Source organism: Bacteroides sp. OM05-10AA (assembly GCF_003439055.1).
GTDB classification, from domain to species: domain Bacteria; phylum Bacteroidota; class Bacteroidia; order Bacteroidales; family Bacteroidaceae; genus Bacteroides; species Bacteroides intestinigallinarum.
Genome location: NZ_QSUR01000012.1, coordinates 1 through 16,991, shown reverse-complemented (window position 1 = coordinate 16,991; position 16,991 = coordinate 1). Strand labels below are relative to the sequence as shown.

Here is a 16,991-nt window from a genome sequence, read left to right as displayed (position 1 = left end):
CATACGGGATTTATCAGTTTGTATATATCTAATACCTTTGCCCCATCATTTTAACAGTAAACAATAATGGGTAAAAGGATTCATTTATTTTTGCTTGCTCTTGCAATAGGAGTGATACAAGGGGCAGCACAGGTGACAACAGTGCGGGGCATCGTCACCACAGAAGAAGATGGGGAGCCGGTTATCGGTGCCTCAGTTATAGTAAAAGGAACTGCATTGGGTACCGTAACTGATGTCAACGGGAGATTTGAACTGAGTGGACTCCCGCCATCAGCCACCCGGCTGCTAATCTCTTACATTAGTCTGATGGCAAAAGAGGTAGCTATTGCACCACAGGTATCGGTAACACTGAAGAGTGATACGCATCTGCTGGATGAGGTAGTAGTAACGGCTTTGGGTATTTCACGCGAGAAAAAGGCATTGGGCTATACGGCACAGGAAGTAAAACAGGATGCTTTGGTGCAAGGGAAAGATAATAATCTGTTAAATTCGTTGAGTGGTAAGATAGCTGGCGTGCGTATTACCAATACACAAGGAGATGTTGGTTCCAGTCGCATCGTTATTCGTGGTGAAACTTCTATTGCAGGTGAGAATCAACCGCTTTTTATTGTGGATGGAATCCCAGTGGATAATTCGCAGCTTAATGCACGTTCCAGCGGACGTGATTTTAAAAATGCAATAGCAGACCTGAATCCGGAAGACATAAAAACACTTACTGTATTGAAAGGTCCGAATGCCGCTGCCCTTTATGGTGCGCGTGCTGCTCACGGTGCTATTGTCATCACTACTAAGGGAGGAGACAAAAGGCAGAAAGGGATAGGGATTACATTACATTCTTCCACGCAAGTCTCTTTTGTTGCTACCTTGCCGGAGTTTCAAAATCTTTTTGGACAAGGGGCAGGGGGACGGTTCAGTTATGTAGATGGCAAGGGTGCAGGTGTGAATGATGGGGTAGACGAAAGCTGGGGGCCACGTCTTGATATTGGTTTGTTGATTCCTCAGTTCGATAGCCCATTGGACGCTGACGGTAATCGTGTGGCTACTCCTTGGGTATCCCATCCCAACAATGTACGCGATTATTTTCGCATGGGTATTTCTACAAACAACGGTATTTCTATTGCCCGTGGAGACGACAAATACCAGTTCCGTGTAGGATATAACTACGAAAAACAAGTCAGTATCGTTCCTGATGCTGGAACTAATAAGACGAATATCAGCTTAAATACGGATTACCATCTGGCAAAATGGATTGTGGTGGGAGCTACGGCCAATTACATCGTTTATACAGCTCCCAGTTTACCGGGGTCAGCTACCCCCTCGGGCAGTAACGTACGTTCTAACAGTCCTATGCTTCAGTTCTTGTGGTTCGGACGTCAAGTGGATACGAACTCATTGAAGGCGGACTATACTCGCAACTGGAATTCAAGCTATTACGACAATCCTTTTTGGAGTGCTTCTTATAATACACAGAGTCAGGAACGTCATCGTCTGATAGGTGATCTGCATGCCGAATTCCGTCTGACAGATGGGTTGAATGTGCGTTTCCGTACTAGTACCGACTGGTATAATGACCGGAGGAAATCCAAAGTAAAATGGGGGAGTGCAGGTGCCGGTTCGCCTTACGGCAGTTATGCTGAAGATGCCTATACGGTGAAAGAGAATAACACAGAAGTATTGGCGACTTATATCAAACAGTTGAATAAAAATTGGGGAATTGACGCTCTTCTGGGTTTTAATGTACGTAACAAACAATATGAGAATAATTATCAGGCTGCTCCCCGTTTGGCGGTTGCTGATCTTTATACATTGACTAACTCGCGTGATCCGCTCACTTCGTCCAATGATTTCTACCGTTTACGGCAATATGGTCTTTACGGTTCCATACAACTGGATTACCGTCGTTGGGCTTTCTTGAATATAACAGGACGGAACGATTGGTCGTCTACACTACCTGTGGACAACAATTCTTATTTCTATCCTTCGGTGACGGCTAGTGTGTTGCTTTCTGAAGCTTTCGGGTGGAGAAGTAAAGCTGTTAACTACCTAAAAATACGTGGAGGATGGTCTCAAGTGGGAGCAGATGCCAATCCTTATCAATTGGCAACGGTCTTTACTTCAGAAACAGCTTTCAATGGGAATCCACTTCAAAGCTCTTCTACCATTGGTATGAATCCGAATCTAAAACCGGAGAAGACGTCATCTATAGAAGCTGGTTTCGAGGCGGCTTTTTGGGACAATCGCCTATACTTGGATTTCACTTACTATAAGACCGATAGTCGTAATCAAATATTGAAACTAGCTACTACTGCTGCCAGTGGGTACACGTCGCAGGTGCGTAATGCCGGACATATCCGTAATCGTGGCTATGAAATACAATTGGGCGCTGTTCCTATACAAACATCGAAAGGGTTTCGTTGGAATCTGGATTTGAATTATGGTGCCAACAGCAGCAAGGTTGTCAAATTGGATGATGAAGGTTTGATTACGAGTTACCAGCTCTACTCGTCTGGTATTCAGATACTGGCTTCAGTGGGCGAAGCTTATGGAACCCTGTTCGGCACTTCATACGTGCGTGATGCTAATGGAAACGTTGTGGTGGATGCTAACGGTCTGCCTAAGATTTCGACCACTAATAAAACGTTGGGGAAGTTTACGCCCGACTGGACAGGCGGTATCAGTAACACTTTCAGTTATCGTTCGTTAAGTCTTTCTTTTCTGATAGATGCAAGTGTAGGTGGTTCTATTTTTTCCAACACTAATAAAACTGGAAAATATACCGGTGTATTAGCTAACACATTATCGGGCCGGGATGCCGAGCACGGTGGCTTGTGGTATTATACTGACGCCATGGGTAACAATGTACGATTATCAGAATCTCCTTCTTATTCCGTATCCTCCGATGGACTTTACTATGCCCAGGTCAATGGGCAATCCACCCGTGTGTATCAGGATGGCATTATGGTAGAAGGAGTGACGGAAAGTGGTTCTAAGAACGAAGAGGTTGTATCTGCTGAGAAATACTACCATCGTATTTATAGTATTGCTGAAGCTAATGTATATGATGCTTCTTACGTGAAACTGCGAGAAGTCGCTTTGAGTTACCGTCTACCTCGCTTGTGGACGCAGAAACTGCATTTGCAAGAAGCTTCCGTTACACTGACGGGACGTAACTTGTGGACTATTTATAAGAGCGTCCCTAATATAGATCCGGAATCGGCTTTGACTACTGGAAATGCACAAGGAGTAGAAGCCTATTCATTGCCTACAACACGTTCCTTTGGTGTGAACCTTTCCGTGAAATTCTAAATGTGAACCTTTAAATAATAGGATAAGATGAAAAGAAGAATATATTTTTTATATATAATATGGGTACAAGTGGTTGCCATTTCTCTATCATCGTGTGATGATGAATTGACTGATATCAACCGCAACCCCAATGCCACTGAAAATCCACAGCCGGCTTATTTACTTGCCGCTGCACAGTATCATGCCGCCAATCTTTATTGGGGAAGTAGTACGAACTATAATTCTACTCTGTTGTGGGTGCAACATTGGGCTAAAATACAATATACAGAGCCAGATTGCTATAATGTGGATAATGGTAGTTTTACCACTACGTGGGACACCGGCTATGCAACGCTAATAACTGACTTGAATGCTATTATCAGTTCGGAACTCGGAAATGATAATTATCGAGGGATAGCTACAGTGTGGCGTTCGTGGGTTTACCTGTTGCTGACCAATCTGTATGGAAATATACCATACAGTGAATATGCACAAAGTGTAACACCCGCTTATGATTCACAAGAGACTGTTTTGCGCGGGCTTTTGGAGGAGTTGATTGCTGCTGACCAGTTGCTTTCTACCACAGGAGGAACGGTAGAAGGGGATTTGATTTACGGAAATGATATTACCCGCTGGAAACAATTGGCCCACTCCCTACGGCTACGTATCGCCCTCGAATTAGCTGACCGAGATGAGGATACAGCGCGTCGGGTTATTGCTTCCCTTTGGGATAATCGTAACAGTGTAATAGATAGCAATGATGCTATAGCCCGTTTTGTTTTTACTTCTTCACCACAATGGAATCCATGGGCATCTGCTTTCAATTCACGTGATGATCAGCGGGTATCAAAAACGTTGATTGATAAACTGAATGAATGGAATGATCCGAGAATTGGAATTTTAGCCCAGCTACCTCAAGACGAAAGTGTGAAAAACTATGTAGGAGCTGCCAATTCCTTATCTGCTGATGCCGCTAATAATCAGGGATTTAATAAAGTTTCCCGTCCCGGTACTTATTTTTTGAAAGATAGCTCTCCGGCTGTATTTTATACGTATGCCGAGGTCTTGTTTATCTTTGCAGAATCCGCTGCACGCGGCTGGATAACGGCTGATGCGGAAACGCTCTACCGCGAAGCTATTACTGCTTCATTGAATCAGTTTGGCATTATAGACAATCGTATAATCGATTCCTATTTACAGCAGGAGGCAATTCGGTTCGACGCCGCACATTGGTATGAATCTATCGGATGGCAGAAGTGGATCGCTTATTATGGACAGGGACCCGATGCTTTCACTGACTGGCGTAGGCTCGGTTATCCCCAGCTTATCCCTGGTCCCGATTCCGTTTTGGGTTCCGGAGAGTTACCTCGTCGCTTTTTTTATCCCGTAACGGAACAATCACTGAATGGTAAGCAGTATCAGATTGCCATATCCCATCAGGGAGCAGATGAGATTACTACCCGTTTGTGGTTTGATGTAGCTAATAAAGAACGATGATACCTCCGTGTCTCCGGGCTGCAATATGCGTTTGAAAAATATCCGTTGAATTTAAAAATCAGAATAACAATGAACACTGACATTACATTTATCATAGCAGATAATCAGGATATAACCAGAATGGGAATGCATGGATATATTTCCGCTATATTCAGTGGATGTCGCATGATAGATGTGACAGACAAGAAAGAGCTCATGCTTGCATTGGTAGAATGTAATGACAGTGTCGTTATACTTGACTATACACTGTTTGACATCAATGGTATAGAAGAGTTTCTTATTATAGAAAAACGTTTTCCGAGAGTTCGTTGGATATTGTTTTCCAATGAATTGAGCGAAGACTTTATTCGTAGGATGAGTATAGAAAGGAATATTGGTATGATTTTGAAAGAGAACTCCGGTGAGGAAATTCATTCTGCATTGATGTGTACAGCACACGGGGAACGATTTCTTTGTCATCAGATAACCAATTTATTGATAATCGGTTCCGACAAACCGGAAATTCATTCTGTTTTGACTGTTACAGAGATTGACATTCTTAAATTGATAGCACATGGGAAATCCGTGAAAGAAATAGCATTGGAAAGAACCTCAAGCATTCATACTATTATCACCCACAAAAAGAATATTTTCCGGAAGTTGGGTGTGAATAATGTATATGAAGCAACTAAGTATACTTTACGCGCCGGGCTGATTGAAATGGTAGAATATTATATATGATATTCAGAAGAGTGTTAGGATAAGAGTTAAGAAGAATTTGTAGGCAGGAAAATTCTCTGTATCTTTGCCCGCATGGCAAAAAAAGGTGAGTTACATATAAGAAATAAGCACAATGGTCAGTATGATTTTCCATTGTTGATGGAAAATTATCCTCCATTAAAGAGGTTCGTATCGCTCAATCCCCTCGGAATACAAACTATAAACTTTTTTAATCCGCAAGCGGTGAAAGCTTTGAACAAAGCATTATTGGTAACTTATTATGGCATCCGCTATTGGGACATACCGAAGCAATATTTGTGTCCGCCTATTCCCGGAAGGGCGGATTACATTCATTATATTGCCGATCTTATCCAGCCGAACGGAACAACACCGGATTTACCGGCGGGAGATGCTAATGGTCAGAAGTCAAAATGTAGATGTCTGGATATTGGGGTAGGTGCAAATTGTATTTATCCGATCATAGGCCACACTGAATATGGATGGACTTTCGTTGGTACTGATATTGATCCGGTTTCGATAGAAAATGCACGAAAGATAGTGACTTGCAACCCTGTGTTGGCTCATAAGATTGACTTGCGACTTCAGAAAGACAGTAAGAAGATTTTCGATGGAATTATTATGCCTGATGAGTATTTTGATGTGACAATATGCAATCCTCCGTTTCATAGTTCGCGTGAAGAGGCGGAAGACGGAACGTTACGCAAATTAAGCAGTCTGAAAGGTACGAAGATAAATAAAGTGCAGTTGAATTTCGGTGGGAGTGCGAATGAACTTTGGTGCGAGGGCGGAGAAGTTCGTTTCTTATTGAATATGATTTCCGAGAGCCAAAAATATCAGAAGAACTGCGGATGGTTTACGAGTTTGGTTTCTAAAGAAAAGAATCTGGAAAAGTTATATGCCAAACTAAAATCGGTGAATGTGTCCGAATATAAAGTTATTCGAATGCAGCAGGGAACTAAAAGTAGCAGGATATTAGCTTGGCGATTTTCTACCAACTCATAACAATGAGTGAATATCGAACTGTTATTTGTTTAACCTATTAATTAAATAGAATATTATGGAAACCAATTACATCACTTTGACAAAGGAGAATATTGCAAATGAACATATATGCTGTGCTTTTTCAGATAAGAAATGCAAGGATAGTTATGAACTGAAAAAAGAATGGCTGAAGAAAGAGTTCGATAACGGCTATGTGTTCAGACGTATTGATGAACGGGCAAAAGTGTTTATCGAATACGGTCCTGCTGAAAAAGCATGGGTTCCGGTGAATGCTCCCAATTATCTGATGATAAACTGTTTCTGGGTGTCAGGTAAATATAAAGGTTGCGGACATGGTAAGGCATTATTGCAGTCTGCCATTGATGATGCAAAATCGCAGGGGAAAGATGGGCTTGTCACAGTGGTGGGCACTTCTAAATTTCATTTTATGAGTGACACGAAATGGCTGTTGCGACAAGGTTTCCAAACAATAGAAAAACTCCCTTACGGATTCAGCCTTTTAAGTTTGAAACTAAACCCGGCTGCTCCTGATCCTTCTTTTAATGATTGCGTGTTGAGCGGTGAGTGTCCGGATAAGGATGGAATAGTCGTTTATTATACCCATCGCTGCCCGTTTACGGAGTTTCACGTTCGCGGTTCTTTAGTCAGTGCTGCTGCGAGCAAAGATATTCCATTGAGAATAATTGAATTAGAAAGTATGAAACAGGCGCAAAACGCACCTACTCCGGCTACTATATTTACTCTTTTTTATAATGGTAAGTTTGTAACGACTGACTTAAGTGTATGTCTTGAAGGGCGATTGGGTAAAGCGTTGGGGCTGTGATTCAGATGAATAGATGACTTGGAACCACGTTACATCTCTAATATGTTTAGCTAATGTTTCTTATTTTTATTTTGCAAATTTAAATTGTGTCTGCACGTTCTATAGAAAATATATACCTTTGGATCATTAATGATTAAACACGATTAAGAGTTTTATGCGTTTTTGGGTATGTATTTTTGTGCTTCTATTTGTACACAATCAATTTTCGAGGGCTGATAAAATTATAAATAATGACTCTTTATATACAGAAAAATATATCAGAGATATTTATATATCTAACCCCAAACGTGCTTTACAGTTATTGGATGAGGCAGAATCCAGAAGAGCCTTCCCTCTGCGTCTGATTAATGAATTGCGCAGTTTGTCATATCGTAATATGTATATGAATAAACTAGCTTTTATGTATGCAAGGAAGTCATACTTGCTTGATTCCATCTCTCAAAAAGAACCTAAGCACATGTTGAAGATGACGGTTTATTTAGCTGAACTTTCATCTTTAATGAGTAAATATAATGAGAGCATGCATTATGCTCTTAGTGGAATTATGCAGGCGCAAAAACTGAAGGACAGAGAGGCGGAAGCCAGATTACTTTTTTGCATAGGGGAGAATAATTGGAGGTTGTCATTGAAAGATGAGGCGTATAATTATTTTGACCGTACGATTGAATTACTGCGTGGGTCAAAGGATGTGAGAGAAATGATGCTGCTTTCCTATTATTATGGAGCGGAGATGGGATTTTTAATGACAGATTCCCGTATTGATGAAGCTTTGGCTCTTGCTTATGAACGCGAAAAACTTCTTAAAAAATTAGAGAAAGTACCGGAGGTTCCCGAAGGTTACATTGATGGTCAATATAGCTATTTATATGCAAAATTGACCTATATCTCTTATTTAGAAAAGAAATATGCGCAAGCAGAAGGATATTATCAAAAATATCTGGCAATGAAAGAATCTCATACTCCGGATGGCAAGATGTATTCGATTCCTTATTTGATTCTTTCCAAACAATATGAGAAAGTACTAGACAACAGTAAGGACTTTAAAGAACTGTTGAGGACACAACGAGATACCTTGAACGCTCAATATCTTGCTGTACTTAATAAGGAAGTACAAGCATATCTGGGTATGAATCGTTATAAAGAAGCTGCAGAAATACGTGAAACCATCATTGCGATAACGGATAGCATTAACAGTAACGACAGGAAAAATGCTGCATTAGAATTGAACGCGATGTACGGTGCTTCCGAAAAAGAAGAATACATCGCCGAGCAAGCCTCACAGCTAAAAATAAGGAATGTTTCACTCTGCTTTTTGGCGTGTATTGTAGTGCTGACCCTGTTTATACTTTGGCGTTTGTGGCGTTTCAACCATATAATAGAGTATAAAAACCGGATGCTTGCCAAACTGATAAACGAGAAATTAGCTGACAAAAAAGATGGTAATCAGTTATTGGAAGTGTACGAGGAACAGGAGGTTTCATCAGAACTGGAACCTGAATTGATTTCTCCAGAGGAACAGGATGAACTTTTGGACGAAACAGACAAAGAAAGTGGGGAAGAAGAGGAGAACAAGAAAATATTCCAGGAATTAAACCATACAGTCGTTCAGAAACAGCTATATCTTTCTCCAGAGCTCTCAAGAGAAGATTTAGCGCAGATTGTACATCTGAATAATGCACGTTTTGCCCGGATGATAAGAGAATGCACCGGAACTAATTTCAATGGGTACATCAACGGACTGCGTATTAATTATGCAATCAAACTAATGAAAAAATATCCTAACTATACCATACGTGCCATCGCTGATGAGTCCGGATTTAATAGCGCTCCAATTTTATATAACCTTTTTAAGAAAAAGACAGGAATGACTCCTTATGAATTTAAAAAAGCGCAGGACACATTGAGGAATTAAATAGTTCTACTAAACAATTTTCGTTTTTCCCGGTTTATCTATTGATAACTAAATATTAATGGAAATGATACAGGTAAGGATAAAGAGGGTTTACGAAGATTTTTCAGAAACAGATGGATACCGGGTGTTGGTAGATAAATTATGGCCACGCGGAATGAAGAAAGAATGGTTGAAATACGATTATTGGGCAAAAGACATAACACCATCCCCTACATTACGTAAGTGGTTTCATGAAGATATTCTCGGACATTGGGGAGATTTCGTCACGCAGTATCAAAAAGAGCTGGATGCTTCTCCTGCAATGACTGATTTTCTAATTCTTATCAAACCCCATCCTGTGGTCACTTTACTTTATGCTTCTAAAGAACCTGTGTATAATCATGCCCGAATCCTTCGCGATTATCTGGAAATGCGTCTGAAAGAGTGAAATTAAAGTAATTTTTATCTGTTTACGCTTTCTGTCGTTCACTCAATTTCCTACCTTTGTAATCTAAATCAAAATCGTGTAATCATGAAGTATAAATTATTAGTTCTTGATGTAGACGGAACGCTCCTCAATGATGCGAAAGAAATTAGCAAACGTACATTGGCCGCTTTGTTGAAAGTTCAACAAATGGGAGTACGTATCGTATTGGCATCCGGCAGACCGACTTATGGCTTAATGCCACTGGCTAAGATGCTCGAACTTGGAAACTATGGAGGTTTTATTCTTTCCTATAATGGCTGTCAGATAATCAATGCGCAAAATGGCGAGATTCTGTTTGAACGCAGGATCAATCCCGAAATGTTGCCTTATCTGGAAAAGAAAGCCCGCAAAAATGGCTTTGCCATATTCACTTATCATGATGATACGATCATAACGGATTCTCCAGAAAATGAACATATCTGTAACGAAGCCCGGTTGAATAACCTGCAAATAATCAAGGAAGAAGAATTTTCTGCAGCCGTCGACTTTGCTCCTTGCAAATGTATGCTGGTCAGTGACGATGAAGAAGCGCTGGTGGGACTGGAAGATCATTGGAAAAGAAGACTGAATGGAGCGTTGGACGTATTCCGTTCGGAACCTTATTTTCTGGAAGTAGTTCCTTGCTCCATTGATAAAGCCAATTCTCTGGGAGCTTTGCTGGAAGTATTGAATGTGAAGCGTGATGAAGTGATTGCTATTGGAGACGGTGTGTGTGATGTGACAATGATTCAACTGGCAGGACTAGGAGTAGCTATGGGACATTCACAAGATTCCGTGAAAGTTTGTGCCGATTATGTGACAGCTTCCAATGAGGAAGACGGAGTGGCTGTTGCGGTAGAAAAGGCTATCATTGCCGAAGTGCGTGCAGCCGAAATTCCCCTTGACCAACTGAATGCACAGGCCCGCCATGCACTGATGGGAAACCTGGGTATCCAATATACGTATGCCGATGAAGACCGTGTGGAAGCAACCATGCCGGTAGACCATCGTACCCGCCAGCCTTTTGGCATTTTACATGGCGGAGCCACTCTTGCACTGGCAGAAACTGTTGCCGGACTCGGCTCGATGATTCTTTGCCAACCGGATGAGATTATTGTCGGAATGCAGGTTAGCGGCAATCATATATCCTCCGCACATGAAGGAGACACAGTGCGTGCGGTGGGAACAATCGTACATAAGGGACGCTCATCCCATGTATGGAATGTAGACGTGTTTACTTCAACGAATAAACTGGTGTCTTCCATACGCGTAGTCAACAGTGTGATGAAAAAGAGATGACCGACGAAGAAATAAGTAATTTGACAACTATTGATGCATTTATTCAGCGGAAGCAGCCGTTTGCTGTTTACCGTATTCCGGGGGAGAAAGTTCCCCGTCTGTTGACACAGGCGGAAGGAGCGGTACGGCTGATATACGATCTGAAAGAGTTGAATGGAAAGAGAGGATTTGTCATCGCTCCGTTTCAGGTGAGTGAGACGTGTCCCGTTGTACTGATTCAACCCGATCAGTGGGGGCAACCTTTGCCGATTGACGATGATACGGCAGAAGAACGGGAAGTCGCTTTGCGGATGCAAGGACAAGAATCGTTCCTGACTTCTTCTACGGAGGAATATGCCTCCTGCTTTCATACCTTTATAAATGCTTTGCGTGATAATACTTTTGATAAATTAGTACTTTCACGTCATCTTACTATTGATAAAGTATCCGGTTTTTCTCCTTTATCCATATTTCGTGCAGCGTGCAGGCGTTATATTCATTCATATATATACTTGTGCTACACTCCGCAAACTGGTATCTGGCTGGGAAGCACTCCTGAAATCATTTTATCGGGTGAAAAAGATGAATGGAATACGGTAGCGTTGGCCGGGACACAGCCTTTGCAAGATGGTAAACTGCCCCAAATATGGGATGAAAAGAATCGAAAAGAGCAGGATTATGTCGCTTCTTACATTCGTCGCCAACTCCTTTCGTTGGGCATTCATTCTACGGAGAACGGGCCTTATCCGGCTTATGCAGGTGCTTTGTCACATTTGAAAACAGATTTCCGGTTTTCTTTGAAAGATAACAAAGGTTTGGGAGATCTCTTGAAAGTGTTGCACCCGACACCTGCCGTATGCGGTTTACCGAAAGAAGAAGCCTATCGGTTTATATTGCAGAACGAAGGTTACGACCGCCGCTATTATTCCGGCTTTATCGGCTGGCTGGACCCGGAAGGGCGAACTGACATCTATGTGAATCTGCGCTGTATGCATATTGAAGATGAACAACTGACTCTTTATGCCGGCGGTGGACTACTGGCTTCTTCGGAATTGAATGACGAATGGCTGGAAACGGAAAAGAAGTTGCAAACCATCAAACGGCTTATTGCAACGCCTCCTTTAAAATCATAAACTACTAATAATTATCATCATGTATACAGACAAGAAGAACATACTCCAGTTGGTTGCGTTGCTCGAGGCGCACGGGATTACTAAGGTTGTGTTGTGTCCGGGTAGTCGTAATACGCCCATCGTACATACTTTGTCTAATCATCCGAATTTCACCTGTTATGCAGTGACGGATGAACGGAGTGCCGGTTATTTTGCTATTGGTCTTGCGTTGAATGGTGGTAAGCCTGCTGCTGTGTGCTGCACTTCCGGTACTGCATTATTAAATCTTCATCCGGCTGTAGCCGAAGCATTTTATCAGAATGTTCCTTTAGTTGTCATTTCAGCAGACCGTCCCGCTGCCTGGATCGGACAGATGGATGGACAAACAGTGCCGCAACCGGGTGTGTTTCAAACGCTGGTCAAGAAGTCGGTTAATCTTCCGGAGATTCATACGGAAGAAGATGAATGGTATTGCAATCGCCTGGTGAATGAAGCCTTGCTGGAGACGAATCATCATGGAAAAGGGCCGGTGCATATCAATGTTCCTATTTCCGAACCACTGTTTCAGTTCACGGTAGATACGCTCCCGGAAGTGCGTGTGATAACCCGTTATCAGGGATTGAACGTTTATGACCGTGATTATAATGATCTGGTCGACCGGATGAATAAATATCAGAAGCGCATGATTATCATCGGTCAGATGAACCTTATCTATCTGTTTGAAAAAAGATATATCAAGTTATTATATAAACATTTTGCCTGGTTGACGGAACATATCGGCAATCAGACAGTTCCCGGTATTCCGGTAAAGAATTTCGATGCGGCACTTTATGCCATGCCCGAAGAGAAGATAGACCAGATGGTGCCCGAATTGCTGATTACTTATGGAGGACATGTGGTTTCCAAACGATTGAAGAAGTTTCTCCGTCAGCATCCGCCTAAAGAGCATTGGCACGTATCGCCGGAGGGTGAGATTGTCGATCTATACGGCTCATTGACTACAGTGATCGAGATGGACCCGTTTGAATTTCTGGAGAAGATCGCCAGCCTGCTGGATAACCGGACTCCTGACTATCCCCGTGTATGGGAGAATTATTGTAAGATTATCCCCGAACCGGATTTTGCCTATTCGGAGATGTTGGCTGTCGGTACATTATTGAAAGCCTTGCCGGAGTCCTGTGCATTGCATCTGGCAAACAGTTCGGTAGTTCGTTATGCACAACTATATTCGATTCCTTCCACGATTGAAGTTTGTTGCAATCGGGGAACAAGTGGTATTGAAGGATCGTTGTCTACCGCTGTCGGTTATGCGGCAGCTTCCGACAAACTGAATTTCATAGCTATCGGAGACCTAAGTTTCTTCTATGATATGAATGCGTTGTGGAATATCAACGTCCGTTCCAACCTGCGTATCCTTTTATTAAATAACGGAGGAGGAGAGATTTTCCATACTTTACCGGGATTGGATATGTCGGGCACCTCACATAAATTTATTGCGGCAGTCCATAAAACGTCAGCTAAAGGCTGGGCGGAGGAACGTGGTTTCCTTTATCTACAAGCGCAAAATGATGAAGAACTGACTGAAGCAATGAAAACTTTCACCCAGCCGGAAACTATGGAACAACCTGTGCTCCTGGAAGTGTTTACCAACAAAAACAAGGATGCACGTATGTTGAAGAATTATTATCATCAATTAAAACAAAAATAAATTATGCCAACACAAAGAGAGTGGACAACCATCAGAGAATACGACGATATTCTTTTTGATTATTATAATGGAATTGCCCGTATCACAATCAACCGTGAACGTTATCGGAATGCATTTACCCCGACTACCACTGCCGAAATGAGTGATGCATTGCGCATTTGCCGTGAAGAAGCGGATATTGATGTGATTGTAATTACCGGAGCCGGTGATAAGGCATTCTGTTCGGGAGGCGACCAGAATGTGAAAGGACGTGGCGGATATATCGGGAAAGACGGTGTACCTCGTTTGAGCGTATTGGATGTACAAAAGCAAATCCGTAGTATTCCGAAACCTGTGATTGCTGCCGTGAACGGCTTTGCCATTGGTGGCGGACATGTGCTCCATGTAGTATGTGATTTATCCATTGCTTCGGAAAATGCTATTTTCGGTCAGACAGGTCCTCGCGTGGGTAGCTTTGATGCCGGATTCGGTGCATCTTATCTGGCACGTGTGGTAGGACAGAAGAAAGCACGTGAAATTTGGTTCCTTTGCCGGAAGTATAATGCACAGGAAGCATTGGATATGGGATTAGTGAATAAGGTAGTACCTTTGGAACAGCTGGAAGATGAATACGTGCAATGGGCGGAAGAAATGATGTTACTTAGTCCGTTGGCTTTGCGCATGATTAAAGCGGGATTGAATGCCGAATTGGACGGTCAGGCAGGCATTCAGGAGTTGGCAGGTGACGCAACATTACTTTATTACCTGACGGATGAAGCACAGGAAGGAAAGAATGCATTTCTGGAGAAACGTAAACCGAACTTCAAACAATATCCGAAATTCCCTTAAAATAATAGGCTAATGAAGGACTGATTGTGCAGTAATTAGCAGATTGAAAAGATATTCATTATGGATTGTAAGATAGATATTATTCCCCGGTTGCTTCATTTCAAGCAACCCGCGGGAACTTCCCGGGGAACATATACTACACGAAAAGTCTGGTATCTTCACTTTACTTCTCCTGATTTTCCGGGTAGAGTGGGAATTGGAGAGTGCGCGCCTTTGCCTGCATTAAGTTGTGATGATCTCCCTGATTATGAGGATATATTAATAAGAACTTGCCGGCAAGTAGAGGAAGAACAGGGAAAATTGGATAAGGATGGTCTATGCAAGTATCCTTCCATCTTATTTGGCTTGGAAACGGCTATCTGGCATTTCTTTGCAGGGAGTTGGGCTTTGTCCGATACGGCTTTTTCACGTGGAGAGGTAGGGATTCCAATCAACGGCCTGATCTGGATGGGAGATTTTGAAAACATGTTATCCCAGATCGAGAAAAAGATGGAAGCCGGATTCCGTTGCGTCAAACTAAAGATTGGTGCTATCGACTTTGAAAAAGAATTGGCGTTGTTACGTCATATTCGTACCCATTTCTCTTCTAAAGAAATAGAGTTGCGTGTAGATGCAAACGGTGCTTTCTCTCCGGGTGATGCAATGGAAAAACTGAAACGTCTGTCAGAATTTGATTTACATTCTATCGAACAGCCGATCCGTGCCGGGCAATGGGAAGAAATGGCCCGGCTCACTTCTGAATCTCCGTTGCCGATAGCATTGGATGAAGAGCTGATAGGATGCAACACGCTGGAAGAAAAAAAGAAACTGCTGGCAACCATCCGTCCGCAATATATCATCATTAAACCATCCCTCCACGGAGGAATATGTGGAGGGGATGAATGGATTATGGAAGCGGAAAAGCAACATATCGGTTGGTGGATCACTTCCGCTTTGGAGTCCAACATTGGTTTGAACGCTATCGCCCATTGGTGTGCAACATTCAATAATCCACTACCACAAGGACTGGGAACGGGTATGCTCTTTACTGACAATGTGGAAGTACCTCTTGAAATCAGAAAAGATTGCCTGTGGTTTTGTAAATGATGGTATTTAGTGGTATTTAAAGGATATTCTGATGATATTCAATCGACAACGACAGCGCTTGCTACTGGAAGGAAAAGAATACACTTTTGAAGATATAAGCCAACTGATAGCAGGAGGAGCAGAAGCTCATTCTCCTGCTTATTGGGATTTGTATCTTTTCCTGAACGAATGGTTTAATGACTCTCCTGTCATCACGGTTCATACATCGGGCTCTACGGGTATACCTAAAGAACTGATGGTACGCAAGGATCAAATGATGCAAAGTGCGCGTCTGACTTGTGAATTTCTGAATTTGAGGAAAGGTGAGTCGGCATTATTATGTATGAATCTTCGTTATATCGGTGCAATGATGGTGGTTGTACGTTCATTGGTTGCAGGTTTGAACCTGATTGTTCGTCCTGCTTCCGGTCATCCGTTAATGGATATAAAAGAACCTTTGAGATTTGTAGCAATGGTCCCATTGCAAGTTTATAACACGTTGCAGGTTCCCGAAGAAAAAGAGCGATTAAAACAAACGGATATTCTGATTATAGGAGGCGGAGCCGTTGATGAGGCTCTGGAAACGGAGATAAACCATCTTCCAACTGCCGTTTACTCCACTTATGGCATGACTGAAACTTTGTCGCATATTGCCCTTCGTCGTCTGAACGGAGTATCGGCTTCAGAACATTATTATCCATTTCCTTCAGTAAAATTGTCTTTATCCGCAGAGAATACATTAATCATCGATGCCCCTTTGGTATGTGACGAAACATTGCAGACCAATGACATTGCACGTATCTATCCCGATGGAAGTTTTATGATTCTAGGCCGGAAAGACAATGTGATTAACAGTGGAGGAATTAAGATTCAAGCAGAGGAGATGGAGAAGTTACTCCGCCCGTTTATTCCTGTGTCCTTTGTCATTACTTCAGTTCCGGATCAGCGCTTAGGGCAGGCTGTAACCTTATTGATAGTGGGACAATTGGACACAAGAGAGATAGAAAATAAGTTGCAGACAACATTGGAACCATATTATCGTCCCAAACATATTTTTATTACAGAATCTATTCCACAGACGGAAAACGGCAAAATAGATCGTGTCGGATGTCGCGCTTTGGCAGCATCATACCTTTCCCATTCGCATCAGTTCCCATCCATAGAACTACATGATGATGCAATAATGTAGTTGAGGTTTCCGGTAAAACTAGTGAACTTGTAAAACAAGGAGGTGTCGCATTTACAACTTGAATTCAGCCTCTCATAAGCGATTTTTGGTTCTTCGTCAAATTTGGTGGTAATCTCTTTTTTATTTC

General features: G+C 42.2%; 13 protein-coding genes. All 13 read left to right on the top strand.

The features are described from left to right. Window positions 1-66: 66 nt before the first annotated feature. The 13 genes from DXB58_RS11265 (at window position 67) to DXB58_RS11205 (ending at window position 16,864) form a co-directional block, all read left to right on the top strand. Complete coding sequence (locus DXB58_RS11265) at window positions 67-3,306, top strand: SusC/RagA family TonB-linked outer membrane protein (protein ID WP_122136770.1); 3,240 nt, start codon at window positions 67-69, stop codon at window positions 3,304-3,306. A 27-nt stretch (window positions 3,307-3,333) separates the two neighbouring features. Next, window positions 3,334-4,782, top strand: coding sequence for a SusD/RagB family nutrient-binding outer membrane lipoprotein (locus tag DXB58_RS11260; RefSeq protein ID WP_117932101.1), 1,449 nt, complete (start codon window positions 3,334-3,336; stop codon window positions 4,780-4,782). A 69-nt stretch (window positions 4,783-4,851) separates the two neighbouring features. Continuing rightward, on the top strand, window positions 4,852-5,502 hold the full coding sequence (locus tag DXB58_RS11255) for a response regulator transcription factor (RefSeq protein ID WP_004302256.1): 651 nt from the start codon (window positions 4,852-4,854) through the stop codon (window positions 5,500-5,502). Between the two features lie 72 nt (window positions 5,503-5,574). After that, on the top strand, window positions 5,575-6,504 hold the full coding sequence (rlmF, locus tag DXB58_RS11250; protein WP_074638804.1) for a 23S rRNA (adenine(1618)-N(6))-methyltransferase RlmF: 930 nt from the start codon (window positions 5,575-5,577) through the stop codon (window positions 6,502-6,504). A gap of 55 nt (window positions 6,505-6,559) precedes the next feature. After that, entirely contained in the window at window positions 6,560-7,327 is a 768-nt protein-coding gene (locus DXB58_RS11245) for an N-acetyltransferase (protein ID WP_122136769.1), read from the top strand. 154 nt (window positions 7,328-7,481) lie between these two features. Continuing rightward, the gene (locus DXB58_RS11240) at window positions 7,482-9,239 is read left to right on the top strand and encodes an AraC family transcriptional regulator (RefSeq protein ID WP_122136768.1); all 1,758 of its coding nucleotides are present in this window, start codon (window positions 7,482-7,484) and stop codon (window positions 9,237-9,239) included. Window positions 9,240-9,303: 64 nt separating this feature from the next. Next, a complete protein-coding gene (locus tag DXB58_RS11235; RefSeq protein ID WP_122136841.1) occupies window positions 9,304-9,666 on the top strand; it encodes a DUF488 domain-containing protein in 363 nt (120 codons plus the stop codon). Between the two features lie 84 nt (window positions 9,667-9,750). Then, entirely contained in the window at window positions 9,751-10,983 is a 1,233-nt protein-coding gene (locus DXB58_RS11230) for a Cof-type HAD-IIB family hydrolase (RefSeq protein ID WP_074557721.1), read from the top strand. Beyond that, window positions 10,980-12,095: an isochorismate synthase gene (locus tag DXB58_RS11225; protein ID WP_122136767.1), complete on the top strand. Its 1,116-nt coding sequence runs from the start codon at window positions 10,980-10,982 to the stop codon at window positions 12,093-12,095. The genes DXB58_RS11230 and DXB58_RS11225 overlap by 4 nt, the downstream gene beginning before the upstream one ends. Before the next feature lie 19 nt (window positions 12,096-12,114). After that, complete coding sequence (gene menD, locus DXB58_RS11220) at window positions 12,115-13,782, top strand: 2-succinyl-5-enolpyruvyl-6-hydroxy-3-cyclohexene-1-carboxylic-acid synthase (protein WP_122136766.1); 1,668 nt, start codon at window positions 12,115-12,117, stop codon at window positions 13,780-13,782. A 3-nt stretch (window positions 13,783-13,785) separates the two neighbouring features. Further along, window positions 13,786-14,610, top strand: a complete 825-nt coding sequence (menB, locus tag DXB58_RS11215) for a 1,4-dihydroxy-2-naphthoyl-CoA synthase (RefSeq protein WP_004302264.1) — start codon at window positions 13,786-13,788, stop codon at window positions 14,608-14,610. 60 nt (window positions 14,611-14,670) lie between these two features. Next, window positions 14,671-15,696 carry an o-succinylbenzoate synthase gene (locus DXB58_RS11210; protein WP_122136765.1) on the top strand — a complete coding sequence of 342 codons (1,026 nt, stop codon included), beginning with the start codon at window positions 14,671-14,673 and terminating at the stop codon, window positions 15,694-15,696. A 31-nt stretch (window positions 15,697-15,727) separates the two neighbouring features. Beyond that, window positions 15,728-16,864: an AMP-binding protein gene (locus DXB58_RS11205; protein ID WP_122136764.1), complete on the top strand. Its 1,137-nt coding sequence runs from the start codon at window positions 15,728-15,730 to the stop codon at window positions 16,862-16,864. The last annotated feature ends 127 nt before the right edge of the window (window positions 16,865-16,991 follow it).

Excerpts from the sequence above, each read along its gene's own strand:
- DXB58_RS11265 (WP_122136770.1), top strand. The coding sequence starts at position 67 with ATGGGTAAAAGGATTCATTTATTTTTGCTTGCTCTTGCAATAGGAGTG.
- DXB58_RS11260 (WP_117932101.1), top strand. The coding sequence starts at position 3,334 with ATGAAAAGAAGAATATATTTTTTATATATAATATGGGTACAAGTGGTT.
- DXB58_RS11255 (WP_004302256.1), top strand. The coding sequence starts at position 4,852 with ATGAACACTGACATTACATTTATCATAGCAGATAATCAGGATATAACC.
- rlmF (WP_074638804.1), top strand. The coding sequence starts at position 5,575 with ATGGCAAAAAAAGGTGAGTTACATATAAGAAATAAGCACAATGGTCAG.
- DXB58_RS11245 (WP_122136769.1), top strand. The coding sequence starts at position 6,560 with ATGGAAACCAATTACATCACTTTGACAAAGGAGAATATTGCAAATGAA.
- DXB58_RS11240 (WP_122136768.1), top strand. The coding sequence starts at position 7,482 with ATGCGTTTTTGGGTATGTATTTTTGTGCTTCTATTTGTACACAATCAA.
- DXB58_RS11235 (WP_122136841.1), top strand. The coding sequence starts at position 9,304 with ATGATACAGGTAAGGATAAAGAGGGTTTACGAAGATTTTTCAGAAACA.
- DXB58_RS11230 (WP_074557721.1), top strand. The coding sequence starts at position 9,751 with ATGAAGTATAAATTATTAGTTCTTGATGTAGACGGAACGCTCCTCAAT.
- DXB58_RS11225 (WP_122136767.1), top strand. The coding sequence starts at position 10,980 with ATGACCGACGAAGAAATAAGTAATTTGACAACTATTGATGCATTTATT.
- menD (WP_122136766.1), top strand. The coding sequence starts at position 12,115 with ATGTATACAGACAAGAAGAACATACTCCAGTTGGTTGCGTTGCTCGAG.
- menB (WP_004302264.1), top strand. The coding sequence starts at position 13,786 with ATGCCAACACAAAGAGAGTGGACAACCATCAGAGAATACGACGATATT.
- DXB58_RS11210 (WP_122136765.1), top strand. The coding sequence starts at position 14,671 with ATGGATTGTAAGATAGATATTATTCCCCGGTTGCTTCATTTCAAGCAA.
- DXB58_RS11205 (WP_122136764.1), top strand. The coding sequence starts at position 15,728 with ATGATATTCAATCGACAACGACAGCGCTTGCTACTGGAAGGAAAAGAA.